27 protein-coding genes and 1 riboswitch are annotated in these 26120 nt (G+C 68.4%); of the genes, 18 read left to right on the top strand and 9 right to left on the bottom strand.

Features of this window, described 5'->3' with window-relative positions; translation table 11 throughout:
• Window positions 1–4: 4 nt before the first annotated feature.
• Window positions 5–946: a nuclease-related domain-containing protein gene (locus ACFQ36_RS01060; RefSeq protein ID WP_377009701.1), complete on the bottom strand. Its 942-nt coding sequence runs from the start codon at window positions 944–946 to the stop codon at window positions 5–7.
• 576 nt (window positions 947–1522) lie between these two features.
• On the opposite strand from ACFQ36_RS01060, the gene ACFQ36_RS01055 reads away from it, so the two are divergent.
• From ACFQ36_RS01055 to ACFQ36_RS01010, 10 genes are all read left to right on the top strand, one after another.
• Window positions 1523–2854 (top strand): MFS transporter, encoded by a 1332-nt coding sequence (locus ACFQ36_RS01055; RefSeq protein ID WP_377009699.1) that lies wholly within the window; start codon window positions 1523–1525, stop codon window positions 2852–2854.
• 80 nt (window positions 2855–2934) lie between these two features.
• Window positions 2935–3618 carry a GntR family transcriptional regulator gene (locus ACFQ36_RS01050; protein ID WP_377009697.1) on the top strand — a complete coding sequence of 228 codons (684 nt, stop codon included), beginning with the start codon at window positions 2935–2937 and terminating at the stop codon, window positions 3616–3618.
• Window positions 3615–4388, top strand: coding sequence for an aspartate/glutamate racemase family protein (locus ACFQ36_RS01045; RefSeq protein ID WP_377009695.1), 774 nt, complete (start codon window positions 3615–3617; stop codon window positions 4386–4388). Before ACFQ36_RS01050 ends, ACFQ36_RS01045 begins: the two co-directional genes overlap by 4 nt.
• 10 nt (window positions 4389–4398) lie before the next feature.
• Window positions 4399–5838, top strand: coding sequence for an amidohydrolase family protein (locus ACFQ36_RS01040; protein ID WP_377009693.1), 1440 nt, complete (start codon window positions 4399–4401; stop codon window positions 5836–5838).
• A gap of 9 nt (window positions 5839–5847) precedes the next feature.
• A complete protein-coding gene (locus ACFQ36_RS01035; protein ID WP_377009691.1) occupies window positions 5848–6576 on the top strand; it encodes an Asp/Glu racemase in 729 nt (242 codons plus the stop codon).
• Between the two features lie 38 nt (window positions 6577–6614).
• Window positions 6615–7463, top strand: a complete 849-nt coding sequence (locus ACFQ36_RS01030; RefSeq protein WP_377009819.1) for a fumarylacetoacetate hydrolase family protein — start codon at window positions 6615–6617, stop codon at window positions 7461–7463.
• A gap of 197 nt (window positions 7464–7660) precedes the next feature.
• Window positions 7661–7793: riboswitch (SAM riboswitch) on the top strand.
• 195 nt (window positions 7794–7988) lie between these two features.
• Entirely contained in the window at window positions 7989–8183 is a 195-nt protein-coding gene (locus ACFQ36_RS01025) for a hypothetical protein (RefSeq protein WP_377009689.1), read from the top strand.
• Window positions 8184–8472: 289 nt separating this feature from the next.
• The gene (locus ACFQ36_RS01020; protein WP_377009687.1) at window positions 8473–10119 is read left to right on the top strand and encodes a DUF222 domain-containing protein; all 1647 of its coding nucleotides are present in this window, start codon (window positions 8473–8475) and stop codon (window positions 10117–10119) included.
• Between the two features lie 123 nt (window positions 10120–10242).
• Window positions 10243–11736 carry a peptide MFS transporter gene (locus tag ACFQ36_RS01015; protein ID WP_377009685.1) on the top strand — a complete coding sequence of 498 codons (1494 nt, stop codon included), beginning with the start codon at window positions 10243–10245 and terminating at the stop codon, window positions 11734–11736.
• A gap of 70 nt (window positions 11737–11806) precedes the next feature.
• The gene (locus ACFQ36_RS01010) at window positions 11807–12334 is read left to right on the top strand and encodes a DUF2231 domain-containing protein (protein ID WP_377009683.1); all 528 of its coding nucleotides are present in this window, start codon (window positions 11807–11809) and stop codon (window positions 12332–12334) included.
• 71 nt (window positions 12335–12405) lie between these two features.
• Here ACFQ36_RS01010 and ACFQ36_RS01005 read toward each other — a convergent pair whose 3' ends face one another.
• The 5 genes from ACFQ36_RS01005 to ACFQ36_RS00985 form a co-directional block, all read right to left on the bottom strand.
• A complete protein-coding gene (locus ACFQ36_RS01005) occupies window positions 12406–13659 on the bottom strand; it encodes an amidohydrolase (protein WP_377009681.1) in 1254 nt (417 codons plus the stop codon).
• A 28-nt stretch (window positions 13660–13687) separates the two neighbouring features.
• Window positions 13688–14443, bottom strand: a complete 756-nt coding sequence (locus ACFQ36_RS01000) for a hypothetical protein (protein ID WP_377009679.1) — start codon at window positions 14441–14443, stop codon at window positions 13688–13690.
• Between the two features lie 24 nt (window positions 14444–14467).
• Entirely contained in the window at window positions 14468–15226 is a 759-nt protein-coding gene (locus ACFQ36_RS00995; protein ID WP_377009677.1) for a DUF5058 family protein, read from the bottom strand.
• 222 nt (window positions 15227–15448) lie between these two features.
• Entirely contained in the window at window positions 15449–16402 is a 954-nt protein-coding gene (locus ACFQ36_RS00990) for an Lrp/AsnC family transcriptional regulator (RefSeq protein ID WP_377009675.1), read from the bottom strand.
• Between the two features lie 27 nt (window positions 16403–16429).
• A complete protein-coding gene (locus ACFQ36_RS00985; protein WP_377009673.1) occupies window positions 16430–16825 on the bottom strand; it encodes a hypothetical protein in 396 nt (131 codons plus the stop codon).
• A gap of 140 nt (window positions 16826–16965) precedes the next feature.
• Here ACFQ36_RS00985 and ACFQ36_RS00980 point away from each other — a divergent pair, with 140 nt between their 5' ends.
• Window positions 16966–17103 (top strand): hypothetical protein, encoded by a 138-nt coding sequence (locus tag ACFQ36_RS00980; RefSeq protein WP_377009671.1) that lies wholly within the window; start codon window positions 16966–16968, stop codon window positions 17101–17103.
• 101 nt (window positions 17104–17204) lie between these two features.
• On the opposite strand, the gene ACFQ36_RS00975 is transcribed toward ACFQ36_RS00980, so the two are convergent.
• Together ACFQ36_RS00975 and ACFQ36_RS00970 are read right to left on the bottom strand one after the other, a co-directional pair.
• Entirely contained in the window at window positions 17205–18482 is a 1278-nt protein-coding gene (locus ACFQ36_RS00975; protein WP_377009669.1) for an amidohydrolase, read from the bottom strand.
• A gap of 244 nt (window positions 18483–18726) precedes the next feature.
• Window positions 18727–19380 carry a trimeric intracellular cation channel family protein gene (locus ACFQ36_RS00970; protein ID WP_377009666.1) on the bottom strand — a complete coding sequence of 218 codons (654 nt, stop codon included), beginning with the start codon at window positions 19378–19380 and terminating at the stop codon, window positions 18727–18729.
• A gap of 101 nt (window positions 19381–19481) precedes the next feature.
• On the opposite strand from ACFQ36_RS00970, the gene ACFQ36_RS00965 reads away from it, so the two are divergent.
• Genes ACFQ36_RS00965 through ACFQ36_RS00955 form a run of 3 tightly spaced genes read left to right on the top strand, consistent with a single transcriptional unit; the run spans window position 19482 to window position 21514 of the window.
• Window positions 19482–20039 (top strand): gluconokinase, encoded by a 558-nt coding sequence (locus tag ACFQ36_RS00965; protein ID WP_377009664.1) that lies wholly within the window; start codon window positions 19482–19484, stop codon window positions 20037–20039.
• A gap of 18 nt (window positions 20040–20057) precedes the next feature.
• Complete coding sequence (locus tag ACFQ36_RS00960; RefSeq protein WP_377009662.1) at window positions 20058–20345, top strand: hypothetical protein; 288 nt, start codon at window positions 20058–20060, stop codon at window positions 20343–20345.
• Window positions 20346–20350: 5 nt separating this feature from the next.
• On the top strand, window positions 20351–21514 hold the full coding sequence (locus ACFQ36_RS00955; RefSeq protein ID WP_377009660.1) for a glycoside hydrolase family 3 N-terminal domain-containing protein: 1164 nt from the start codon (window positions 20351–20353) through the stop codon (window positions 21512–21514).
• Between the two features lie 10 nt (window positions 21515–21524).
• Here the strand turns inward: ACFQ36_RS00955 and ACFQ36_RS00950 are convergent, their stop codons facing one another.
• The gene (locus ACFQ36_RS00950) at window positions 21525–22265 is read right to left on the bottom strand and encodes a type 1 glutamine amidotransferase (RefSeq protein WP_377009658.1); all 741 of its coding nucleotides are present in this window, start codon (window positions 22263–22265) and stop codon (window positions 21525–21527) included.
• Window positions 22266–22449: 184 nt separating this feature from the next.
• On the opposite strand from ACFQ36_RS00950, the gene ACFQ36_RS00945 reads away from it, so the two are divergent.
• From ACFQ36_RS00945 to ACFQ36_RS00930, 4 genes are all read left to right on the top strand, one after another.
• Entirely contained in the window at window positions 22450–22812 is a 363-nt protein-coding gene (locus tag ACFQ36_RS00945; RefSeq protein ID WP_377009656.1) for a hypothetical protein, read from the top strand.
• A gap of 116 nt (window positions 22813–22928) precedes the next feature.
• Window positions 22929–24398 carry a DUF3375 domain-containing protein gene (locus ACFQ36_RS00940; protein WP_377009654.1) on the top strand — a complete coding sequence of 490 codons (1470 nt, stop codon included), beginning with the start codon at window positions 22929–22931 and terminating at the stop codon, window positions 24396–24398.
• The gene (locus ACFQ36_RS00935; RefSeq protein ID WP_377009652.1) at window positions 24395–25156 is read left to right on the top strand and encodes a DUF4194 domain-containing protein; all 762 of its coding nucleotides are present in this window, start codon (window positions 24395–24397) and stop codon (window positions 25154–25156) included. Before ACFQ36_RS00940 ends, ACFQ36_RS00935 begins: the two co-directional genes overlap by 4 nt.
• Window positions 25153–26120: ATP-binding protein (locus tag ACFQ36_RS00930; RefSeq protein ID WP_377009649.1), on the top strand; the 968-nt coding region annotated here is incomplete at its 3' end. The genes ACFQ36_RS00935 and ACFQ36_RS00930, both read left to right, overlap by 4 nt.

Raw genomic sequence — 26120 nt, 5'->3', positions numbered from 1 at the left:
CTCCCTAGGTTGACACGGCTGAAAATGCCTGCAGATCTTGCTTGAGGGATGATGTACTCGTTATCGACAATTTTGGCGGAGCCGGCGCAGACCCAAGGTTGTGCATCAGATTGGAGATCAAGCCCAGGATCAGGCTAGCAGCCACATAAATTAGAACAGCACCAACAACGAAAGTGGCACACCCGCGGCCTTTGCGTCCGATCCGCTTCTGGCTTTGTGCGCGTGTGCGGACACCAAACTTCTGTTGTCTGCTTCGAAAATGTGGCCGGCTTCTGGCCGCATGGTAAGTACGGCCCTCATTGCCCCCTCGAACCCGGGCCACAGCTGCAGAAGCCGCATCACCTCCCATAAGAAATTGTGGGCTCTGGGGTGCTGCCAAGAGCGATCCCAGATAGTTGAATACGATCTCGATTTCGGAAGAGTTGAGAACCGGGGGCAGGGCCCGGACCGCGTCGAAAAGGCCGTTGAGCCCATAAACCTTGGCTCCACCGGCCAACACGGCTCGCATCTCGGGTTGGCCCACCAGGCAGAGCCACGCCTGAACAAACTTCCGGTGCTCCGGTTGCAGGACGGCAGCCAGGGAAGCACTTTGCTGCAATATACCGGAGCCTTCCCGAAACCGGGAAACTCCGTTCTGAAACATCACCCCGTCCCGAACTTCAACGCGACCCGACCAATTCTTTGTATCAATGACAAGAATGCCGCCAGGTCCTACCAGAACATGATCCAAATTGGCACGGGATCGTCCCGGCCAGTGCACGTCATTCAAGAGACGCCAACCATGTGACTGAAGAGCGGTTAGCTTCCCAGCAACCAGAACCTCTCCGACGGCGCCTGCTTCCCAAGCCTTTTGGGCCCGTTCTGCCTGCTCAAGTTGCCGCTTCAGGCGTGCCGCGCGCTCAGCCGCCAGCCGTGCCTGTTCGGATGCCCTGCCGCCCGCTTCCAACGTGCCTCCCGAAAGTTACCTAATAAGACCCAGGCCGTAAACGGAATTATGTCCAAGTCCAGACAAGCACAATGTGCCAGGCGTTCAACCTATGCGCACCCATGTGAGGGTCTGCCTTCAGAAATTAATTGTCGTCAGTTGACAAGACAGTGATTCAGGAAGGACACCTTCAATAAGGAAATCCAGAATGAAACCCTTCGTGGGCCGGCCCCAGCTGGCCACCAATCGGTTAATCGAAGAGGGGACACCGTCGTTGCCCTCGGCAGTGGGCAGGCAGCCCGGCGGGAAGATCAGCCGGCGGACGTACCAGGTCAACTTCGGCTGGCTGGAGATACCGGCGCAGCGCCGGTCACATCGGACGGTTTCCGGCCGTCAGGCGACCGTCCTGGTCGCCTGGGCAGCGACGGCGCCTGGGATTGGAAAGAAGCCCAAAAACGCCTTCCACGGTGGCATGCATCACCCTAGGATTGCTTTTGGGATCCCAAATCGGGATCCCATTTTCCCGCCATTGCGTCTTCCGGAGACCACCTCGGCCCTAGCACGACTACCCACGCCAACTCCGACGAAGGAGAAGCTGTGTCTCTCCAAAATACCCCAACGTCCACCACCGACAGCCGGACCAGAACCGGCGTGCAACGGCGCACGAACGTCCGCTGGAAACTATTCATCCTGCTGCTGATCCTGGTGACCGTCAACTACGTCGACCGCGGTTCCATCTCGGTGGCCTTGCCCATCATCCAAAAGGAATTCAGCCTCCCGCCGGAACTGGTCGGGCTGCTGCTCTCCGCCTTCTTCTGGACCTACGCGCTGATGCAGATCCCGGTGGGCTGGCTGATCGACAGGTTCGGCCCCCGCAAGGTCGTCACCGCCTCCTGCGTGGGCTGGGGCGCGGCAACCGCTGCATCCGGCCTGGCCGGCGGCTTCGTCAGCATGTTCATTGCCCGCCTCGGCATCGGTGTGACCGAAGCCGGCGTCATGCCGGCCGGCGGCAAGCTCAACGCCCTCTGGATGCATCCGAAGGAACGCGGCCGCGGCGCCACCATCCTTGACGCCGGCGCTCCCCTCGGTGCCGGCGTGGGAGGCCTGGCCATCGCCGGACTGATTGCCGCCACCGGCAGCTGGCGCGCGTCCTTCATCATTGCCGGCATTGCCACCGTGCTGATGGGCCTGGCCGTCTACTGGTACGTCCGTGACAACCCCCGCCAGCACCCCGGCGTGAACGAAGCCGAGGCGGCCTACATTGAAGAGTCGCACGCGGCCGAGGACGCCGCAGCGGAAAAGGAAGGCAGCACCGGCCGCAGGGCGCTGCGTCCGTACCTGAAGTTCCGCTCCTTCTGGGCCATGTGCTTCGGATGGCTGGGCTTCAACGGCGTGTTCTACGGCCTGCTGACCTGGGGCCCGCTGTACCTGTCCGAGGCCAAGGGCTTCGACCTGAAGACCATCGGCTGGTCCACCTTCGTGATCTTCGGCGCCGGCTTTGTCGGCGAGATCCTCGGCGGCACCATCGCTGACCGCTGGCGTGACCGCGGCGCCTCGGCCAACAAGGTCATGCGCACCCTGCTGGGCATCTCCAGCGTCATGGTGGTCGGCGGATTGGTGGGCGTGACCATCGTTCCTGATCCGCTCACCGCCGTCACGCTCCTGTCCGTGGTGCTGTTCTTCCTGCGCTGGGTGGGCCTGTTCTGGAGCATCCCGGCCATCCTCGGCGGGCGCACCAATGCCGGTGTCCTCGGCGGGGCGATGAACTTCAGCGGCAACATCGCCGGCTTCGTGACGCCGATCGTCGTCGGCCTGATCGTCGGCGCGACCGGCTCCTACACTTGGGCCCTGCTGTACTTCGTCGGGGCCGCCGTGATTATGGGCGCCTCAGTGCTGATACTGGACTACAACAAGCGGCTGCCGGTCTAGCCGCAGGCCGCGCAAGACGCTGGCCGCCGGGACCTGCCGGGGGCATGGCGCCACCTTCCACGACACGAATGGAGCACACGATGCTGACCGCAGACCAAACACGCGACAAGGACCGCCCACTGCGGGAAACCGTCCGCGATGCGATCCGTTCGAGGATCTTCGAGGGGCACTATGCGCCCGGCACCCGGCTGGTGGAACGCGACCTGGCCGCGGAGTTCAACGTCTCCAGGCTGCCGGTCCGGGAAGCCCTGCGCATGCTCCGGCAGGAGGGACTGATCGGCGACCGCGGGGCCCGCGGGGCGGAGGTCAGCAGCCTCAGCGCCAAGGAGGTCGAGGACCTCTTCGACGTCCGCAGTTCCCTGGAGGTGCTCGCCTGCCGGCTGGCCGCGGCCCGGGCCACCCCGCAGGACCTGCGGCAGCTGGAGGGAATGCTGGATGACGCCGAACGGTACCTGGCCAAGGGGTCCCTGATCGAAGCGCACCGCGCCAACAACGAGTTCCACGACGCGATCACCCGGATCGCCGACAACAACTTCCTGCGGTCGGCCCTGGAGCCTTTGCAGGGGCGGATGCACTGGCTGTTCCGGCATGCCACCGATCTTCCCGAACTCATCCAGGAACACCGCGACCTCTATGCCGCGATCGCCAGCGGGGACCCGGACCGCGCCGCCGCCCGGTCCGCCTCGCACATCAACAAGTACCGCGAACAGTTCCCCGAAGATGTCCACCGGACCGATTTGTCCCAGCAACGGAAGACACCATGAAACTCCTTGTCATTAACCCGAACATCAGCGAGGACGTCACGGCCCTGATCGAGGCGGAAGCACTGCGCTCGGCCGGCCCGGCCACCGAGCTCGTGGTCCGCACCGCCGGCCACGGCGTCGAATACATCGAGACCCGCTTCGAATCCCTGATTGCCGCCGGGGCCGTGGCCGAGATCATCGCCCAGGAGCACGGCCAGGTCGACGGCGCCATCGTGGCCGCCTTTGGCGATCCCGGCCTGCCCGCCCTGAAGGAACTGGCGAACGTGCCCGTCATCGGCATTACCGAGGCGGCCCTGTGCGCCGCGGCGCTGCAGGGCCAACGCTTCTCGATCATCGCCATCTCGGAGCGCATCCGGCCCTGGTACCGGGACTGCGTGGAGCGCTTCGGCCTCATCGGCCGGCTCGCGTCCATCCGCTCAATTACCGAGAGCCTGAACAGCATCGGCTCGGTCCAGGCCGACTTCAAGGAAACCCTGCTGGCGCTAAGCCGCCAGGCCGTCGCGGACGACGGCGCCGACGTCGTCATCCTCGCCGGCGCGCCCCTGGCCGGGCTGGCACAGGAACTGGAAGGCCAAATCCCCGTTCCGGTAGTGGACGGCATCTCCGCCGGCATCCGGATGGCCGAGGCCGTGGTCGGCCTGCGCTCCGGCACGCACCGCGCCGGCTCCTTCGCTCCCCCGCCGGCCAAGCGCCGCGCAGGCCTTTCCGAGGCTCTCGACGCCGCCCTGGCCGACGTGCAGTCGGTTCGAACCGCCCATGCAGGAAGATAGGAGGGCAGCCATGCCAACTCTGCCGGATCTTGTCATTGCCAACGGAACCGTGGTCAATGCCTTCGGCCGCCAGCGCGCCCACATCGTGGTGCGGGACGGCAGGATCGAGCAGCTGCTCGACGCCGCCGTGCCCGCGCCGGACGCGCAGCGCACCGTCAACGCCGCGGGCCTGCTGGTGGTCCCGGGAGGGGTGGACGGACACTGCCACGTGGCCCAGGTGACCGGAAGCTACGCCACGCTGGACGACTACCGGATCACCTCGACCGCCGCGCTCTGGGGCGGGACCACCACCATCATCGACTTCGGCATCCCCCGCGATGCCTCCGAAACACCGCTGGAAGCCGTGCGCAACAAGAAGGAGCTGGCCCGGCAGTCCCGCTGCGACGTCGCCCTCCACGGCGCGGTGATCAGCTGGGACGAAACCGTCCCCGGACAGCTCGAACAGCTGGCCGTCGAAGGGGTGCGCTCCGTGAAGATGTACACCACCAACCGCGGCACCACCATGGCGGACGGGGACACCATCCTGAAGGTCATGCGCGAAATGGTCCGCCTGGACGGGCTCACCTACATCCACGCCGAACACGACCCCATCATCGCCGACTGCACGCAGCAGCATGCCGAGAACGGGTTGATCGGCATCGAGCACCTGCACCACACCCGTCCGGAACTGGCCGAGGAGGCCTCGGTGCAGGAGGTGCTGGCGATGGCCGAGTACACCGGTGCGCCGGTCTACTTCGTACACCAGTCCACCCCCGGCGCCGTGGACCTGGTCACCGAGGCGCGCCGCCGCGGCCAGCAGGCCTACTCCGAGACCTGCCCGCACTACCTGACGCTGGATGACACCGTCTACGACTCCCGGTTTCCCGAATGGTATGCCTGCTGCCCGCCGATGCGCAGCGCCGAAACGGTCGCCGCGCTGCGCGGCCGCCTTGCTGCCGGCGCCATCCACACCGTCGCCTCGGACCACTCCTGCTACGACCTGGCGCAGAAGCGCGCACGTACCGATGACATCCGCTTCATGCCCCACGGCCTGCCGGGGGTGGAGACCCGCATGCCGGTCACCTTCACCGCCCTGATGGAACAGCCCGGTGCCCGGGTGGAGGACTTCGTGGAAGTCTTCTCCGCCGGGCCAGCCCGGATCAACGCGGTCCCCGGCAAGGGCGTCATCGCCGAAGGGTTCGACGCCGACCTGGTCATCTTCGACCCGGCCGAGCAACGCGCCGTGGACGGTGCCACCCTGCACATGGGCACCGATTTCTCGCCCTTCGACGGCAGGGTGCTGGGCGGCTGGCCGGCCGTCGTCGTCTCGGCCGGCCGCGTGGTGCTCAACGGCCACACATTCCACGATCCCGGCCCCGTGGGCCGTTACCTTCCCCGCGACGGCTTCCGGGAGCATCAGGACGCTGTCCACAAGACCGCCCCGGCCGCCGCCAATTTCGCCACCCTGTAGGAGCAATCCATGCCTTCTTCTACCCGTCCCACCCGCATTGGCATGATCGTGCCGTCCTCCAACACCTGTCTGGAACCCCAGAGCTACCGCATCCTCGGCGGACGGGATGACGTGACCATCCACTTCACCAGGATTCCGGTCACGCGCATTGCCCTTGATGATTCCTCTGACAAACAGTTCGACGCCGGCGTCATGCGCACCGCAGCCGAGCTGCTGGCGACGTCGGACGTGGACGTGATCGCGTGGAACGGCACCTCCGGCTCCTGGCTCGGTGTCGGACACGACCGTGAACTGGTCGCGGAGATCGGGGATGCCACCGGCATCCCGGCCACCACCTCCACGCTCGCCTACCTGGAGGCGTTCGAGTCCTTCGGCACGGAACGCATCGGCCTGTTCACCCCGTACACCCCGGATGTGAACCAGGCGATCATCGAGACCTACGCGCACAACGGCATCAAGACGATCGACCACCGGGCCCTGGGGTTGAGCGACAATGAATCCTTCGCCCGGGTGACGGATGCCGAAATGCTGCCGGGATCGCTGGAACTCACGGCGTCGAAGCCCGATGCGCTGGTCTACCTCTGCACCAATCTCTACGGGGCGAACATTGCGGCACAGGTCGAATCCGCTACCGGCGTACCGGTCCTGGATTCGGTGGCAGTCACCCTGTGGCACTGCCTGAAGCTTGCCGGCGCCCCCCTGCTCGCGCCGCAGTGGGGGCGGCTGCTCTCCGCCTGAGCCGCTCCAAACGGAATTCAATGAAAGGACATGATGACATGCGCCTGATGCGTATTGGCGACTGGGGCCAGGAAGTCCCCGTACTTATGACTGCAGACGGCCAGGCCTATGACCTGCGGCCCGTCACCCGGGACATCGACGGGAGTTTCCTGGAAAGCTGGGCGCACCGGCTGGACAGCCTCAACCTGCAGGGGCTTGAACCGTACGACATCGGCACACGGCGGATCGGCGCACCGATCGCCCGGCCCACCGCCGTCGTCGGCATCGGACTGAACTATGCCGCGCATGCGGCAGAATCGGGCGACCCGGTCCCGGAGCGGCCCGTCGTCTTCTTCAAGCATCCCAACACCGTCATCGGGCCGCACGACGACGTCGTCATCCCGCCGGGAGCGGAAAAGGTGGACTGGGAAGTCGAACTGGGAGTGGTCATTGGCCGGCGGGCCAGCTACCTGCGGTCCGCCGAGGACGCCGAAGCGTGCATCGCCGGCTACGTGCTCACCAATGACGTCAGCGAACGCGACTACCAGCACCACGCCGGGACCCAATGGACCTTGGGCAAATCATGCGCAACGTTCAATCCGGTAGGTCCCTGGCTCGTGCCGGCTTCAGTCCTCGAAGATCCTGCCGGCATCCGCCTCCGGTCCTGGGTCAACGGCGAGCCCCGGCAGGACAGCTGGACCTCGGACATGGTCTTCGGCGCCGCCGACCTGGTGTACCGGCTGTCCCAGTACATGGTCCTCGAACCAGGGGACCTTATTAATACCGGCACCCCGCAGGGCGTGGCGCTGTCCGGCCGGTTCCCCTACCTCCAGGCGGGCGACTCGCTCACGCTCTCCGGAGGGGACGTCCTGGGGCGGCAGGAACTGAAACTGGTCGGGAACGGTTGACGTACCGCACCCCGCCTTCCGGCAAACCCCAGCCGAGGCGCCGGCCCGGCCGCCGGCACAGGGCTGGCGGCATGTGCCTCCATCTCCCGAACCCCGGCGCTGGCTGACCCCAGCAGCGGGGCACCATGACGCCGTCGTCGGGCCGCGCCTGTCCGGTTTGCGGAAATTGTCCGAGGCCTTTGCTACGCTCCTCTTAGCTTCACGAGATGTGGCCGGCCGCTGCCAAATGCAGCGGCAGTGCTCCGACACGGCCACACACCAACCCCAAACTCACGGGTGGTTCGGATGACGAAGCGGCCCGCGGCCAACCGGCCCGGGCAAGAGTAGCCCGCCCGGCGGGCCGTGACGAAGGGAGCTGGCATGCCCAGCAACGAGGCCGTTCCGTTCCATCTGGTTTTTGCGCAGCGGTCCGGCTGCACCATCTACCATCCCGGACACGAAATCCACTGGCTCCAGGCCCGGAAGGCACTGTAGGACGAGGCCCGGCTGCCGGTCCGGGTCCATGTGGAGCCGGAACTCGGCCTCGTGCAGTTCGGCCTCCGGAACGAGCCGCAGCTGTTCTGGCACCACCAGCCCGACAGCTTGGTGGAAATCTTCCAAGGCCGCGACGGTGAGGCCATCTGGAGCCCGGGATTCGGGGCGCTCGCGATCGCGAGCAACCACGGAATGCTCCTATACAACCTCGCCCGGCCGGACGAGGTCCGGCCCTGCCGCAGCTGAAGGGCCTCGACCGGGGGCCGGCCGCAAAGCCGTCCCCCGGTTCCTGCCCCGCCTGCCCGCCACCCTTGCCGGCCCGATCTGCCTTGGTAACGACGGCAAACGGCTTTTCCCGCAGGAAACAGCACAACCGGTACTTGCAAAACGTATTTCCTCGGTAATTCCCGGCCGTTTTCCATTATTAGGCCCCGGATTTTCCCGCCCACTATTTCTGCACGGAATGCGAATGTCTATTCCTACACAGGCCGGATTTCTTCGCGACTTCGGAATGTTTAATCGATAGAATCGGTCCATGGCCGTAGCACCGTACGAGGCGTCGCAGGAAGCGTCAGGCTTCCTCCGCTCGGCGCGTGCTGAACTGCAGGATTTCGCCGGACATTTCCTCCAGGAATCGCCGCTGATGCCCACACGGGAATTGGCCGAAGCGGCAGCGGCCGCGGAAGAACTTTCGAAGGTCGTGGAACAGCTCCAAGTCATCGCGGCGCATGCCTTGGACCGGCAGAATATCGCTGCGGTGGGTGAAAATGACCGGTGCTTTACGTGGTCCGATCCGGCAACGGATCCTGCAGGGGATGAAAAGCACCGGCACACCGAATTCAAGGACACGGCCCAGTACCTGCGCAAGAGATTGAAGATCGGCATCGGCGAAGCACGACGGCGGCTGCGCCTGGGTGAAAGCGCCCTGCCCGGAACCCTGATGAGCGGCGAGCAGGCCCCGGCCCAACTGCCGCAGCTCGGCGCGGCGCTGACCGGTTCCGAAATCAGCAGCCAGGCCGCCTCCCTCATCCGCGACGCGGTGGAGCGGGTCCGGCCGGCCGCCCGCGGAGAAGACCTGCGCGCCATGGAGCACATGCTTACGCTGCAGGCCGCCGAGGCGGATACGGACATCCTGCGCACCGTCATCAAACACTGGGAAGCAGGGCTGGATCCTGACGGCAAGGAACCGACCGAGGAATTCCTGCGGGCCCGCCAAGGCGTCTTCCTCCGGGGCAAGCGCAACGGCCTGCACCGGCTCGAGATCGCCGCGACGGACGAACAGTACGAATACCTGATCTCCGTCATGAACACGGCCACCAATCCGCGCCTGCAGCAGGCGTGTGCGCCGGAGGCCGGAGCCGCAGCCGGCGGCCAGGACACCACGGACGGTAACAGCACCGGCGCAGTGGACGAATCCTCCGGACCCGGCACGCCGGAGCCGTGCCAGGCCGTGGCCGTCGACGCGGACGGCAACCTGCAGCCCACGCCGGCAGAACCTACCCGGGCACAAAAACTGCTCAACGGGCTGGTCGGCGCCTGCCAGATCGCCCTGGCCGCAGACAAACTCCCGGCCGCCGGCGGCCACCGTCCGCAGGTGATGATCACGATCGGATTCGAGGACCTGACAAAGCAGCTCGGCGGGACAGGACAGGCCGTCTTCGGAGGCCTGATCAGCGCCCGGACGGTACGGAAGATCGCCTGCGATGCGGACCTCATTCCCGTAGTCCTCGGCGGCAAGGGCGAGGTGCTCGACGTGGGGCGGGCCCAGCGGCTCTTCACTCCGGCCATGCGCCGGGCGCTGGTTGCCCGGGACGGCGGCTGTATCTTCCCCGGCTGCGCGGTTCCGGCCCCGTGGACCGAAGCCCACCATGTCCACGAGTGGGAAAAGGGCGGGCGCACCGGCACGGACAACGGTTGTTTGCTCTGTTCCTTCCACCACCACCTGGTCCACCAGGGCGACTGGCGGATCGTCATGCGTGGCGGCGTGCCCTGGGTCATCCCGCCCGCCTACGTCGACCCGGACCGAAGACCCCTGCGGAACAGGTACCGGCAGGCTGTCCTGCCGCTGTCCGGGAGCCAGCCGGCCGCAACCGCCACCCAACCGGGCAACCCGGGGCAGCTCCCCGAATCACCGCAGCCGCCGGATCCCGTCCCGCAGGCCCCGCCCGAAGAATCCGGCTAACAGGCACCTTCTCTCCCGCCCGGGGTCGTTCGGAGCGTTCCGTTCGGCGTATCGGCCGATGCAGGCCCCGGCAGCACCGGCCGGCCCGTGACAGCCACCAATCCAAGTGGAAGCATGAGGCACATGGGCACTCCAACGGAACCCGTCCCTCCGGCAAGGGTGAGCACGGAAAGCAGGAACCCCAGCGGGAAGACCTTCTTTGGCCAGCCGCGCATGCTGGCCAACCTCTTCAGCGTCGAGATGTGGGAACGCTTCTCCTTCTACGGCATGCAGGTGGTGGTCCTGCTCTACATGTACTTCGAGGTCTCGGAGGGAGGTCTGGGGATCGACCAAGGGGTGGCTGCGGGGATTATCGGCGCCTACGGCGGCTCGGTCTACCTTTCGACCATCCTCGGCGCCTGGGTGGCGGACCGGCTGCTTGGGTCCGAACGGGTGCTGTTCTACAGCGCCATCATCATCATGCTCGGGCACATCTCCCTGGCCCTGCTGCCTGGGATTGTCGGCCTGGCGGCAGGCCTGATCCTGGTGGGACTGGGCAGCGGCGGACTGAAGGCCAATGCCACGACGCTGGTCGGCTCGCTCTATGCGCCCGACGACGACCGCCGCGATGCGGGCTTCTCCCTCTTCTACATGGGAATTAACATCGGCGCCCTGTTCGGTCCGCTCCTGACCGGGTTGACCCACAACCTGCTGGGGTTCCACTTCGCGTTCGGCCTGGCCGCCATCGGCATGGCCTTCGGCCTGATCCAGTACGCCCTGACCCGGAAGAACCTGCCGGAGGAAGCACACGTCATTGCCGATCCGCTGCCACGGCAGAAGTACCTGCCGGTCGCCGGCATCGCAGTGCTGGCCCTCGCGGTGATCATCGTTGCCGTCCTCACGCGGCTGGTCACGCCGGCGAACCTGGCCGGTGTGGTGGCGGCCGTTTCCGTGGCTGCCGCGGTGATCTATTTCATCGTCATCCTCAGCAGCCGGCACATCGACCGCACCGAGCGGCGGCGGGTGCTGTCCTTCATTCCGATGTTCATTGCCAGCGCGGCGTTCTTTTCCATCTTCCAGCAGCAGTTCACCGTGATCACCCTGTATTCGGACCAGCGGCTGGACCGCAGCGTCCTGGGCTGGATGGTGCCCATCGAGTGGGTGCAGTCCTTCAACCCGGTCTACATCATCGTGCTGGCCCCGGTGTTTGCCGCGATATGGACGCGGCTGGGCCACCGGCAGCCGGTGACGCCGCTGAAGTTTGCCATGGCGCTGGCGATCATGGGCCTGGCAGTTTTGGCGTTCATTCCGCTGGCCGGCGGCGGCCCGAACAGCAGCCCGCTGCCGGCGATCGCCGGAATCCTGCTGCTGTTCACGCTCGCCGAGCTGCTGCTTTCGCCGGTGGGCCTGTCGCTGTCCACGAAGCTGGCGCCACGGATTTTCCACGCGCAGATGGTGGCGTTGAACTTCCTCTCGGTGGCCCTGGGGACGGCCACGTCCGGGGTGCTGGCCAAGTTCTACGACCCGACCAACGAGGTGCCGTATTTCGGGGCCATCGGGGCAGCGGCCATTGCCTTGGCGGCGGCCCTGGCCCTGGCGGCCAGGCCGATCCTGAACCTGATGAGCGGCGTGCGCTAGCATCCGCCGGGTGGTCCGGCCCGCCAGGCTGTGCAACTCCTTCGCAACACCAAGTGAGAGGGGAACTCCAGTGAATGATTCCACGCAGCAGCGCGCCAAGCGGCCCCGGACAGCTTTGGCCGGGCCCTACGGCCACCCCTTCCATCCATCCCTGATCCCCATTCCCATCGGCGCCTGGATCGCCAGCCTGGTCTTCGACCTCGCCGCCTTCATCACCGGTGAGACGACGGTCTTTGAACGGGGCGCACTCTGGCTGATTGGCATCGGCATTATCGGTGCACTGGCCGCGGCGGTCTTCGGCTTCCTCGACTTCTCACAGCTGGAACGCGGCACCAAGGCCCACCGCACGGGGTTGATCCATATGTCCCTCAACCTGGCCGTGACCGCGCTGTTCGTGGCCGGTTTCCTGGTCCGTCTCGGCATCGGCTACGACCGGGTCAGCATCGCCGGATTCATCATCAGCCTCGTCGCCCTGGCGCTGCTCAGCGCATCGGGCTATCTCGGTGGGGAGCTTGCCTACCGCTACGGCGTGCGCGTGGCCGACGAGCAGACCCAGCAGCGTGAGGGTTTCGAACAAGGCGGGCGCCTCCGGTCATAGCCGGCTGCTTTGGGGCGCCGGTTAAATGCCGGTGCGCCGCGGGATTTCCTGCGGCGCACCGGACAGCGGATCTAGCGGCCCAGCCGCGCCGCCAGCGCCGCCACCGCCGCATTGACCCCGGTGGACAGCGTGGGCTCCATGACGGGCGCGAAGTACGGCGAATGGTTGACCGGAACCGGGCCGCCGCCGTCGAGCACCTCGGCAGGGTGGCCGCCGAACGTCCAGTAGACGGCGGGCACGCCGATGGCCGCGGCGAGGTGGCCGAAGTCCTCGCTGCCCATCACCGGCGGCACGATCGAGACGGCCCCCTCGCCGAGGGCGGTGCGGAACACGCCGGCCAGGGCCTCGGCCTCGGCAGGCTCGTTGTAGCAGGCGGGGAAGGTGTAGAGCTCCTCGATCTCCGGTTCCGGCGCCCCGGAGGCGGCGGCCTCGGCGGAGATGATGCGCCGCACCGAGGCGAGCACCCGGGCACGCACACCCTCGTCGAAGGTGCGGATATTGAGGGTGAACTCGGCGGAGGCCGGAATGATGTTCTCCTTCAGCCCGCCATGGAAGGTGCCGACGGTGACGACGGCGGCCTGCCGCGGATCCAGCTCGCGCGAGACGATGGTCTGCAGCCGGACCACCATGTGGGCGCCGAGGACCACCGGGTCGATGGCGTCCTGCGGCTGGGAGCCGTGGGACTGGCGGCCGTGCACGGTGACCTTGAGCGAGTCGGCCATGGCCATGGCGCTGCCCACCGAGAGCGAGACGGTCCCGGCGAGCCCGGTCATCACGTGCTGGCCGTAGACGATCTCGGGCTTCGGGGCACGCTCCCACAGCCCGTCAGCCACCATGGCGGCGGCACCGGCAGCGGTTTCCTCGCCCGGCTGGAAGATCAGCACCAAAGTGCCCGCCCAGGCCTCGCGGTCCTCGGCGAACATCCGGGCCACGGTCAGCAGCACCGAGACATGGGTGTCGTGCCCGCAGCCGTGCATGACCGGGACCTCGGTGCCGTCCGGCAGGGTGCCGGTGGCGGTGCTGGCGTAGTCCAGGCCGGTGTCCTCGGCGATCGGCAGGCCGTCGGTGTCGGCGCGGAAGCCGACCACGGGGCCCTCGCCGTTGCGCAGCACGCCCACCACCCCGGTGCCGCCGCAACGGAAGTTCTCGATGCCCAGCCCGTCCAGGTGCTGTTCGATCAGTTCGGCAGTCCGGTGCTCCTGCATGGACAGCTCCGGATGCGCATGCAGGTGCCGGTACAGCTCGTGCAGGCCGGTCCGGAGTTCGTCGGTCAGGGCAAGCGCGCCTGCCGTTTCGAGGCCGGCAAGGGTGGTGGGGGCAGTCATTAGGTTCAGTCTCTCCTATGGGTTCGGACTAGTCTGCGACGGCGGCAGTGGTCTTGCGGTCCCGGGCCAGCCAGGAGACCAGGATGGTGGCGATGACGGCGAGGCCGGTGGTCAGGAAGGCGATGCCCGGGGCCAGCGGCAGCAGAACGAACTGGACCAGCAGAGCCACGGTCGCGGCGATGACGGTCACCCGGGGCTGCTTGATGGTCAGGATGGACTGGACGATCACCGCACCCATGACCGAGGGCAGGATATACAACCGGGCCACGTCGATGACCTCGGTGGGGATGATGCTGATCAGCCAGGTGCCCAGCACGCCGACGAACACCGCGAGCGAGACCAGGTGCACCGCGGCGGCCCCGCAGATGGCCGCGACGGCGGCAAAGTCGCCGCGCCGGGTGCCGGGCCGGGCGCCGATCCGGTTCTGGGCGACCAGCGCCGAGGGCAGCAGCTTGCTGGAGATGTTGCCGATCATGAAGGCCTGGTACATGGCCGCCGGCCCCAGGATCGGGAAGTAGGTGACCGGTTCCACAATCCAGATGATCGCGAACACCGCGGCCACGGCGGCAAAGGCGGTCCAGAGCTGGCCGGCACTGATGTCCAGGCCGGCAAAGAAGGCCAGGTAGAGCGGACCGGCCAGCGAAATGGCCAGGCCGGCGATCATGGTCAGCCGTCCCCAGCGGGAGGTGGTGCGGTCGAACTCGGCGAGCGCGGGCGCGCCGGCAGCGGCCGCCGTCGTAGTGGTGGAGGTGGTGGCGGTGGGGGTCACGACAGAAGCGGACATGATGCGTTCCTTCCGGGCGGCGGATCAGGCGGCGGTGCCGGCGGTGTGGGCGATGAAGGCCACGGCCAGGGCGGCGACGATGGCGAAGCCCAGGCCCCATTCGCGCAGCCAGGCACGCTTGGGGCTGCGGCCGAGGAAGACGCACAGGCCCATCACGGCTGCGGAGGTGGCCAGCGCGAGGACATGGACCATGGACTTGGGCACCTCGGCGACGCCCAGGGCCATGAACGCTCCGAGCAGGGCGGCGCCGGGGACGATCGACATGGCCACCGGGTTGACCCTGGCCAGCTGCGTGCCGCCGCGCTTCAGCAGCGGGGTCAGGATCAGGGTGGCAAGCATCCACATGGCGCCGCCCACGCTCATGGCAAAGAAGGCTATGGCGAAGATGTTCTGGGTATAGGTCGGGCCGCCGAGCTGGGCGCCGGCGGAATTGGCCGCAATGCTGGCGGCGCCGGCGTCGTATGCTGCGGAGCCGATCAGGCCGATGCGGGACAGCACGGCGGGCGTGCCGAAAACGGCCAGCAGGGCGATGGCCACCATGACGACGGCGAGGGACGGTCCGATCGCGGCGACCGCGCCGGAGCGGAAGGAGATCTTCAGTTCCGCCGAAGTGATGCCGGCAGCCGGGGCTGCCTTGCGGGCGGCCTTGAGATAGATCACGGACTGGACGAAGATCACGGCGAAGACTCCGGCCGCGCAGATCCAGAGTGCGGGCAGGTTTGCTGCGGCGAGCACGTCCGTGGAGTCGCCCGCGGCGGCGGCCCGGGAAAGGGTGAGTGGCATGGAGGTATCCTTCGGCTACTGCGGCTGTGCTGGGTCTAAGCGGGGCGTTGAGACTTCGGTCACAAACCACTGTGAAGGTTTCTGCCATTCCCGCACAACAGCTGACGGAATCGGCCAAGAATTTGCCGTACTCCGTCAGGAGACTCCGGCTCCGGGAGCCACTGCGGCTGAAGTCGTCGTCGCGGAAACATGCCGGAAACGGCGAGATGCCGCGGAAACAGCTCAGGGAACGGGCTTGAGCCGGCCGCCGCGCTTGCGGGCGTCCAGCAGCAGCGAAATGGTGACCTGGGTCGCGTCGCCGGTCCAGGCGCTGCTGGTGGTGAAGTCGTACAGGGCGGTGTTATTGGCCACGGTGACGTCGGCGAGGATCTGGTAGTCCCCGGTGATCGCGGCCACGTAGCGGGTCTGCGGCTGCTCGGCCAGCCGGCGGCCAAGGCCTTCGAGCTGCGCGGGAGCGGTCTTGATCCACAGCAGCGCCTCGACCGGCAGGCCCAGCGCCGCCGGTTCCACGAGCGCGCGCAGGTTCAGGTAGCTGGTCTCCAGCAGCCACTCGGTGCGCCGGCGGGCAGTGGCCTCGGAGACCCCCACCCGCCGGGCGATGGCCTCGAAGGACATGCGGCCGTCCTCGCACAAGGCGTCGGCGATCTGCTCGTCCGTCCTGCCCAGCTGGGGATACTCGTCAAGGATGGTCGGATCGGCCAGCGGGACGGGACGCAGCGCCGCGCGCTGCTCGGCGGAGAGCGGGCCGGGCTGCCAGGCCCGCAGCGTCTTGAAGTAGCGCAGTACCGGGTAGGTGTTCACATGCGTGAGTCCGGCGATGCCGGGCAGCTCGTCCGACAGCACCGTATGCAGCCGCTGCCGGTCGGTGAGGATTTCGGCCAGGCAGTCGCCGCTGCCGGTGACGGTATAGACAAAAGAGGTGTCGGCGCGCTGAGCCAGGGCCTGGACGGCTACCCGGGACGTGCCCGGGGCGCAGCGGATTTCCACCAGCACCGGGGTGGGCCGCAGACGGATGCCCCGCACTCCGACGACGCCGGATTCGAGCAGTTCGCTGCCCCGGCGGGCGACCGTGCGCTCCGGTTCCCGGAGCACGGCGGCGATCTTTCGCCACGAGGCCCGGGGATCGACCTGCAGGGCGGCGATGATCTGCTGTTCGAGCAGCGCCAGCTCGCGCATCCGCCCTCCCCCGGTCCGTCGGCCGGATCAGTTCACCGTGTGGCAGGTGTCCTGCATGGCCTTGACGACGCTGGACGGAACCTGGTCGCCGGCCTCGGCGACCTGGCGCCACTGGGCGAGGACGTCGGAGCGGATGCCGGCGGCTTCGGCGCCGGCCAGCAGGCCGGAGATCAATTCCTGGTCGCTGGCGCTGATGCTGCCGTCCTTGACCGGTTTGCAGGCCTGGCGCAGCAGCTCGTCCTTGCCGGCCTTTGCAATGTCCGAAGCGGCCTGGCTGGCGGCGTCCTTGCCGGCCTGGGCCAGGTCCGAGGCGGCCTGGTTCGCCGCGTCGCCGGCGGCCTGTTCCATCTGTCCGCAGCCGGAAACCAGCAGGACGGCGGATACCAGAGGGGCAACGGTCAGGGTGGCAAGACGAGGGCGCATCCGACCAGTTTAGTGGACGCGTCGCCCTCCCGGCCGCACGCAGGGGTTCCTGCCGCCGCCACCGCCCGTTAGGCTGGGAAATTCACCAGGCCGGAAAATGCGGCCGAAGCCGCCTGGATTTGCTTGCGAAGGGAGCAGTCATGACGGACGAACGGCCGGAGCTTGATCCGCAGATCGACCAGCGCGAAGACGGTGTGGTCATTGAGCCGGAATCGGAGATCGACGAGGATCTTCAGCGGAACGTCCCGGATGCCGACCAGCCCGAGGAAACCCCGTGACCCTTCAGCAGCGCGGGAATGCACCGTAAGGCCCGCGGCGGCACCGGCCCGTACCGCCACAAGGGCGGGGCATAGGCCGCCGGGCCGGGTGCTGACGCCGGCTACCGGCCCGGCTGCGGGCCCGGATCCGGGCCCAGCCAGGCCAGGGCGGCGGTGACCAACGCTTCGGTTCCCGTGCGCAGCGTCGGCTGGAGCACGGGCAGGAACCTGGGCGAGTGGTTGGCCGGTATCTCCTCGTGCACCCGTCCGTTCTGCACGGCTGCACTCCAGGCCTGCGGGTCCGTCCCGCCGATGGCCCAGTAGGTATAGGGGATCTTCGCGGCCCGGGGAATATCGCTGAAGTCTTCACTGGCAGTCTGCAGGTCCAGGACGCCGGCGCGGTCGCCGAAATGGCTGCGGAAGGCCGCGGCGACGCGGGCGGTGGTGCCGGCGTCGTTCTCGGTGAGCGGGAAACGGTCGAAGATCTCGAACTCAGGTTCCCGGGGAGCGCCGCTGGCCTCGCACTCGGCCAGCACGATGCGCCGGATTGAGGCAAGGATTCGCTCCCGCACCGGCGCGGCGTAGGTGCGCAGGTTCAGCTCCAGCACGGCCTGGTCCGGGATGATGTTGCTCTTGGTTCCGGCGCGCAGGCTGCCCACGGTCAGGACCGCGGGTTCGGTGGGCGGCGTTTCCCGGGAAACAATGGTCTGGAGCCGGATGACGATCATGGCGGCCAGAACCACCGGGTCCACGGTATTTTGCGGCATCGAGCCATGGCCACCGCGTCCATGGACAGTAATCCGGATGCTGTCGGCCGCCGACAGGACCGGACCGGTGCGGGTGGCAACGTGGCCCGAGGGACCGGGCAGCACATGCTGGGCGAGGGCGACGTCGGGCGCCGGGACCCGGCTGAACAGGCCGTCGGTAACCATGCCCCGGGCGCCGTCGCCGGCTTCCTCCGCCGGCTGGAACAGCGCCACCAGGGTTCCGTGCCACAGCTCCCGGCGGCCGGCCAGCAGCTGCGAGGCCCACAGCAGGCAGGCCACATGGACGTCATGCCCGCAGGCGTGCATGACCGGGACCTGCTGCCCGGCACCGTCCGTGGCCGTCACGGTACTCGCATAGCCGGCGCCGGTCGCTTCCCGGACGGGCAGGGCGTCCATATCGGCCCGCAGCAGGACCGTAGAGCCTTCCCCGTTGTCGAGCACGCCGGCCACGCCGGTGCCGCCGATGCCGGACTCGACGCGGAAGCCGCAGCTTGCCAGGCGGCCGGCCACCTCGGCGGCGGTCCGGCTTTCCTGATGGGAAAGTTCGGGATTCTGGTGCAGGTCCCGGTAGAAGCCTTCCTGTTCGGGGCGGATGGCCTCGTAGTCCTCCATGATCTGCGACGTGGGATCCATCTGTCCTCAGCTTCCGCCGGTGCCCGGGACCGGTTCCGCGGGTCCACCCCCAAGGTACCGCCCGGCTGCCTCACCGGGCTAGCGTTCGGCGGCTCCCCCTCCCTCGCAAGCTCGGGACAGGCCCCGGCCACCTCACTTTTCGGCGGCTCCCCCTCCCTCGCAAGCTCGGGACAGGCCCCGGCCACCTCACTTTTCGGCGGCTCCCCCTGTGCTTCGCCAGCTCAGCACGGGGACCCGGTGCGGTTTACTTTTCCTCCGAGGTGCCGCCCTGCCAGGCGCGTGCGGCCCGCGGTATGTGCCAGCCATAGTGCAGGGACACCACCCGCAGGCCGAAGACCACGGCCGCCACGGCTATTGCCGCGGCCGTGCCGAACAGGCCCGCCTGCCACAGCACGGTGACCAGGGCCGCCCCCAGCATGGCCGGCACGGCATAGATGTCCCGCGGGTTGAAAAGCTGGGGCACCTGGTTGGCCACCACGTCGCGCATCAGCCCGCCGCCCACCGCCGTCGTGACGCCGAGCAACGCCGACGCCACCGGATTCATCCCGGCATCCAACGCCTTGACCGTGCCGGTGATGCAGAACAACGCCAGCCCGCCGGCGTCGAACACCAGCAGCAGCCGCCGGAAGCGCTCCACGCTGCGCAGCAGGAAAAACACCACCAGCGCCGCAACCACCGGCGGGAGCAGGTACGCGGGTTGGGCAAAGGCGTTGGGCACTCCGCCCAGGATTAGGTCGCGGATCACCCCGCCGCCCAGCCCGGCCAGCGAACCCAGGAACAGCGAGCCCACGATGTCGAACTGCCGGCGGGCCGCCAGCAGGGACCCGGACACCGCGAAGAAAAACGTGCCCAAAAGATCCAGCACCAAGGCCAGTGCCACGGCCGTCGCCCCTTCCATCCGGCACGCTGCGTCAGCGACGACGTTACCGGACCCGTCCCGTGACGGCGTGGCGCCGCCCCGATCTTCCGGTACTGCCTGACCGGTGCCATCATGAAGCCATGAGCCCGGCACCCACGGTACACCCGGAGCACTCGGAACAACCGGCGCCGCAGGCCCAGGTCCTGGTCCTGATGGGAGTGACCGGCTGCGGCAAGTCCACCGTCGCCGCGCTGCTGGCCGGGGTACTGCGCTGGGAATTCGAGGAGGGCGATGCACTGCATCCGCGCTCGAACGTGGAGAAAATGGCGTCCGGCCATCCGCTCACGGACGAGGACCGCCGGCCCTGGCTGGAAAAAGTCGCCGGCTGGATCGAGGCCCGGCTCGATGCCGGCACGAACGGGGTCATCACGTGTTCGGCGCTCAAACGCTCCTACCGGGACATCCTCAACCGGCGCGGTGCCGGAGTCGTCTTCGTCTACCTGCGCGGCAGCCAGGAAACCATTGCCGCCCGGCTGGCCGTCCGCCGCGGCCACTTCATGCCGCCGGCCCTGCTGGCCAGCCAGTTCGAGGCACTGGAAGAGCCGCAGCCGGACGAACCGCACCTCACCGTGGACGTCGGACCCACTCCGCAGGTGATCGCGGGGAACATCATCGAAGCACTCAAGCTGAAAGTTTGAGCCGGACCGGAGGGGCCCATGAGCATGCCCGCAAACCTGAAGACCGGTGCTACGGTCCTCGCCGACGCCACCACGGACAAGATGCTCCTGGGTTGGATTGTGGCGGTGCTGGTCGGTGACTGCACGGGCCCGGCCACCGTGGCAACGGTGACGGCGGCAGGGATCCTGGCCCCGCCGGCGTCCGGGCTGCCGCCGGCCCGGCCGGCGCTGACGGTGTGGGAGACCATCAAGACCTGGTCCGTGATGGAGACGGTGATCTCCGTGGCCGGGCTGGTCTGCGTGCTGCTGCTCTCCGCGGTGCTGTAACCGCCATGTCCCGGAGGAAGCTGCCGCCGGCTGCGTTGCTTGCCGTTTTCTGCCTGCTTTCCGGACCGGCCGCCGTCCCGCTGCCGGCCGGCGCGGTGCCTGCCGCGCTGCCGGCCACGGCGAGCCCTGCCGCGGTAGACGACCCTGCCGCCCAGCTGGCCGGGCTGACCCTCGAGCAGCGCGTGGGCCAGGTGCTCATGGCCGGGGTGCCGGCCACCGGGGCGGATGCGGCGACGCTGAAGACCATCACCGGCTACAAGATCGGCAACATTTTCCTCAAGGGTCGCAGCGCCAAGGGCGTTGCCGGGACCCGCGCGGTGGTGCGCAGGCTGGACGCGACGGTCACGGCAAAGACCACCGGCGGGATCCGGCGCTTCACCGCCACCGACCAGGAGGGCGGCTACGTCCAGGTGCTCAGCGGCAAGGGGATCTCCAGGATCCCCACGGCGCTGGCCCAAGGCAAGTGGCCCGCGGGCACGCTGCGGGCCAAGGCCGGGCAGTGGGCCCGGCAGCTGCGCTCGGCAGGGGTCACGGTGAACCTGGCCCCGGTGGCGGACGTGGTGCCGAAGGCGAATGCCGCCAGGAATGCGCCCATCGGTTACTTCGACCGGGAGTACGGTTACACCCCCTCGAGCGTGGCCGCCGGCGCCACCGCCTTCGCCCGCGGCATGGCCGACGGCGGGGTGGCGCCGGCGCTTAAGCACTTCCCCGGACTCGGCCGGGTCACCGGCAACACGGACACCACCACCGGGGTGACCGACTACCGGACCACGCGCCGGGATGCCTACCTGTTGCCCTTCCGGGCCGGCATCCGGGCGGGCGCGCGGTGGGTGATGGTGTCCAGCGCCTACTACCGGAAAATCGATGCCGGGCGCATCGCCGCCTTCTCCCCCACGGTCATGAAGACCATGCTGCGCCAGGACCTGGGCTTCACCGGCATCATCGTCTCGGACGACCTGTGCGACGCCGCCCAGCTCTCGCCGTTCAGCTACGCGGAGCGCGCGGTGAGGTTCTTCTCCGCCGGCGGCACGATGCTGCTGTGCGTGAATGCCAAGGCCGTCCCGGCCATCCACAAGGCGCTGATGGCCCAGGCCAGGAAGGATCCGGCGTTCCGGGCCAGGATCAATGCCGCGGCGCTGGAGGTGCTGCAGACCAAGGCCGGGAAGTAGCACCGCCTGGTCAGATCCGGGGCCGGGGGCCGGGCAGCCCGCAGTTCTCCAGCCAGCGGCGGATGGCCGACTGCGCGTGCTGGACCATGCCTGCCTCGACTTGGCGCAGCGCCGCCAGCACGTCCGGTGCGGCACCGGGTCCGAGAACCTGCTCGAGCGCCTGCCGGTAGTCCTCGATCCCCAGCCACTGCCCGGCGAGCGCGGCGTCGGCTTCGAGGTGGAACTGGACGCCGTAGCTGTTCCCGTGCCGGAAAAGCTGGTGCGGGTACTGCGGGGAAGAGGCCAGCAGCACCGACTCCGCCGGCAGTTCGAAGGTGTCCGAATGCCACTGCAGCACCGGGAAGGAGACCGGCAGGCCGCCCCACACCGGATCGGCGGCGCCGTCGCCGGTCAGCCGGACCGGGAGGACGCCGACCTCCGGCCGAGGCCCGGCCTGGACGCGGGCGCCGAGCGCGGCGGCAAGCAGCTGGGCCCCCAGGCACACGCCCCACACCGGCGTTCCCGCCGCCACGGCCGCGCGCAGGAAGGCGATCTCCTCGTCGATCCAGGGCAACTGACCGCCGTCGTTGGCCCCCATCGGCCCGCCCATGACCACGACGGCCGAGAAGTCCCGGCCCTGGGGCACCGGCTCCTGCCACAGCCGGACGGTTTCGACCTCGGCGTACTCGTGCAGCACGGGCAGGTACGCCGCAGGCCCCTCGGGCTCCACGTGGCGCAGTTCCAGGATCCTGGCGGAGACAGCATTTCCCATGACGACATCTTTAACAGGCCTGTATTGCAGCCATGTTTCGGCCGCCGTCTGCTGCGTGGTTGCCGGGCGCAGCGAGGGGGCCTTCGCAGCGGCGGACCTTGACGCGCCTGGCGCGATGCGGCGGCGCCGCGGAAGCAGTCCGGCACCGCTTAGTGCCGTCGGCACCGGCGGCTACGCTTAACGCATGCGGTACGACGGGCGCCGGGATGACCCCATCGACCCGCTGTGGCCGGAGCAGGACCTGGCCGCCGCGGTGGATGTGGCAGAGCTGTTCTGCACTGCCCTGGGAGACCGGCAGCGCTACCGCAAGACCTTGGAAACCCTGGTGACCCCGGCCTCCCGGCTGGCCTGGGGCGACTTCCACGTCCCGGCGCGGATCCTGCAGTCCATCCCGGCACACCGCGTCACGGACGTCCACTCCCCGCCCGGAAACCCGGACGTGGCCCACGTGGACATCGGATCCGCGACCAACCCGCTGGCGGTGGCCGTGCTGAAGCTGGTCTGGAGCCGGCAGCTGCAGGCCTGGCTGGTGGACTCGCTGCACTGACGCGCCGGTGTGCGCAGCGGTGCGTCCGCCGCCCTGATTCCGTGACACGCCGGATCGTCGCCTAACATCGTAAGGTCCTCTCCAGCCAGTCATGGGAAAGCCCGGGATCCTCCAGCATGCGCTCCACCGAACACGCCGTGTCCAACTGGCATGCCCAGCAGGAATTCAAGCTCGGTCCGGCCTGGAAGCTCCTCTCCGCGGCGCCCTGGGTCATCGCCTTCTTCCGCGCCGAATTCACCCCGAGCCGGCAGCGGATCCGCCTCGAACAGTTCCATGCGGGGCTGGAGGCGTTCCTGAAGGAGCTGCGCCGGCAGGAGGTGCCGCTGAACGCCCAGTGGCAGGCGGCGAACTATGCCGACGCCTGGGTGCGCAGCCAGTTCCTGGCCCGGCCGATGGTGGACGGCCGGTTCGTCTACGAGCCCACCGCCGCCACCGCGCGGGTGATCACTTTCATCGATGCCCTCACGGACCAGCGCACCAACCTCAACAGCTCGCGGCTGAACACCCTGCTGACCAGCATCGAGTCCCTCGCCCACGAGACGGACCCGGACCCCGAGGCCAGGATCCGGCAGCTGGAAGCAGAGATCGCCGAACGCCAGGCGCAGATCCGGGCCCTGCAGTCCGGCCAGGCCCCGGAGCTGCTCAGCCGCGACTCCGCCGTCGCCGCCGCCCGCAGCGTGCTGGACCTGGCCGCCAGCCTGCCGGCGGACTTCAAGCGCATGCGCGACGGCGTGGAGGCGATGCTGCACACCATCCGGCAGGAAATCATGGAGTCCTCGATGACCAAGGGCGTGGCCGTGGGGCAGGTACTCGAGGGCGACCGGCAGCTGCGCAGCACCGCCGAGGGCGAGACCTTCCGCGGCTTCACGGAGTTCCTGAACGACCCGCAGCAGCAGGCGCGCTTCCGGCAGGCGGTGACCGAGGTGCTGGAACGGGACTTCGTCGGCGCCCTCACCGCCGGCGAGCGCGCCACCCTGTCCAACCTGGTGCGGGAGCTGCGCCGGCAGGCCTCGGAGGTGCATGCAATCTACGGCCGGCTCTCGGAAAGCCTGCACACCTATGTCCAGAGCGACGAGTTCCGCGAATCCCTGCTGCTGCGCAAGGCCATCCGCACCGCCGAGCTGGCGGTGGCCCAGTCCCCCGCGCTCAAGGCCCGCACCCCGGTGGCTCCCCTGCAGCTGTTCAAACCCCGGTTCAGGACGCTGGCCGGGCTGGGCATCTTCGACCCCCGGGAGCATGTGCCCCCGCCGAAGCTGGCCGATCCGCCGGCGCTGAGCGAGGCGGACATCCACCGCACCCCGAGCACGCCGAAGGCGGACTTCGCCGCGCTGCGCTCCGCCGTCGCCGTCGCCCGCGCCGCCCGCCGCAGGGGCACAGGCACCGCACCCACGCTCGGCGAGGTGCTGGAACAGCTGCCGCCGGAGCAGCGGCACATCAACAGCATCCGCGGGCTGGTGCTCACCGCCCGCAACACCGGGCAGGAGCTGGACGGCATCCGCTACGAAGTTGTCACCTTCCACCAGGTGGACGGTACCGAACGCACCGCCTACCTGCCCCTGATCACCTTCACCGAGGATGTGCCATGACCACCGGCGAAACCGTTGAGCCCACCGAACTGGACGAGGCCGGCCGGCCGCAGGAGGCGGACGACGCCGGCTCCCGCGCCGAGCGGAGCCTGTTCGACGGCGACACCGGCAGCTTCCCGCTGAACATCCGGCAGGCGCTGGTGCGCCTGCTGCGCGGGCCCTATATCGACGGCGTGGCCGAGCCGCGGCTGTGGGGGCTGATCCTGGACAACCGCCGGGCAATCTCGGACTACCTGTGCGAGATCTTCCTGCTGCTCACCATCGATCCGGAACGCAAGATCGCCATGCTCGCCCCGGCCGAGGTGGACGCCCCGCACACCGCGCCGATCCAGCCGCGCAAGCCGCTGCGGCGCGAGGAAACGCTGCTGGCGCTGCGGCTGCGGCTGCTGCTGGACCGGCACGCCGGCACCGGCACCGAGCCGGTCATCTCCCGCGCCGGCGCCCGGGAGCTCCTGGAGGAGCACCGCCACCCCGGCATGGTGGACGACAAGCGGCTCGAGGAGCTCACCGATTCCTCGCTGGCCCGGCTGGCGGCGCTGAAGCTGCTGCTGCCCACCGAACTGCCGGACGAATACCGGGTCTCCAGTGCACTGGCGCTGGCCCTGCCGTTCGACACGATCGACGAGATCCCGGCCTACCTGGCGGCGCTGGACCGCACCGCGGACAACGGCATCGACGGCGAACAGCCCTTCGACGGCCTGGAGCCCGCCGCGATCATTGACCCTGCAAGCACCGACGAGGGAGAGGACGAGCTGTGAGCATTGCCCTCACGCTCCCGCTGGGGGACGCCATCAACCCGGGCCAGCACCGGCTGAGCGCCATCCAGGTGATCAACTGGGGCACCTTCCACGGCCGGCACACCATGTACGTGGACCGGGCCGGGACCCTGCTGACCGGGCACCCGGGCGTGGGCAAGTCCACCCTGTTCGACGGCATCCAGCACATCTTCGCCGCCGCGCCGCGGCTGAACGAATCCGCGCACGATGCCAGCAACCGCAAGGACCGGCGCACCACCTACAGCTACATGCGCGGGCGCAAGTTCAAGACCGCCGCCGGCACCAAGTACCAGCGCCCGGGGGCCACCTGGTCCGCGATCGCGCTGGTGTACGACGACGGCCTGGGCCGCCAAACCTGCATCGCGGCGCTGTTCGACCTGCCGGTGAACGGGCTCGAGGGCTCGGTGGGCAAGCACTACCTGATCCACGACCGGCCGCTGGACACCGAGGCCTTGGAGGCGCACGGCAGCCGGCGCTTCTCCCCCAGCTCGCTGCACAAGGCGCTGCCCGGCTGCGAGGCGTTCGACACGCACAAGACCTTCGCCGAGCGCTTCCGGCGCCGGCTGGGCATCGACAACGACAAGGCGTTCAGCCTGCTGCGTACGCTGCAGAACGGCAAGGGCCTGGACAAGGGCGTCAACCAGTTCTTCCGCTACGAGGTGCTGGAGATCCCCGCCACGCTCAAGGCCGCCGCCGGCGCCGTCGAGGACTTCAGCCACCTGCGCGGGATCTACCGGCAGCTGGAGGACGCCCGCGGCCAGCGCGACGCCCTGGCCCAGGTGCCGGCCCGGTACGGCCGCTACCGCGAGCTGCAGGCGTTGCTCGGCCGCAACGCCGAACTGGCCAGGGAGCAGCTGCCGCTGATCCGCCAGCAGCGCTCGGCCGTCCTGCTGCGCGCGGAGGTGGACCGGCTGAAGGCCGAGCGCGCCGCGGCCGCGGACCAGCT

This window comes from Arthrobacter sp. GCM10027362, from assembly GCF_042679445.1.
GTDB lineage: Bacteria > Actinomycetota > Actinomycetes > Actinomycetales > Micrococcaceae > Crystallibacter.
The sequence above is the reverse complement of the archived record's forward strand: the minus strand, read 5'-3'. Positions and strand labels throughout refer to the sequence as shown.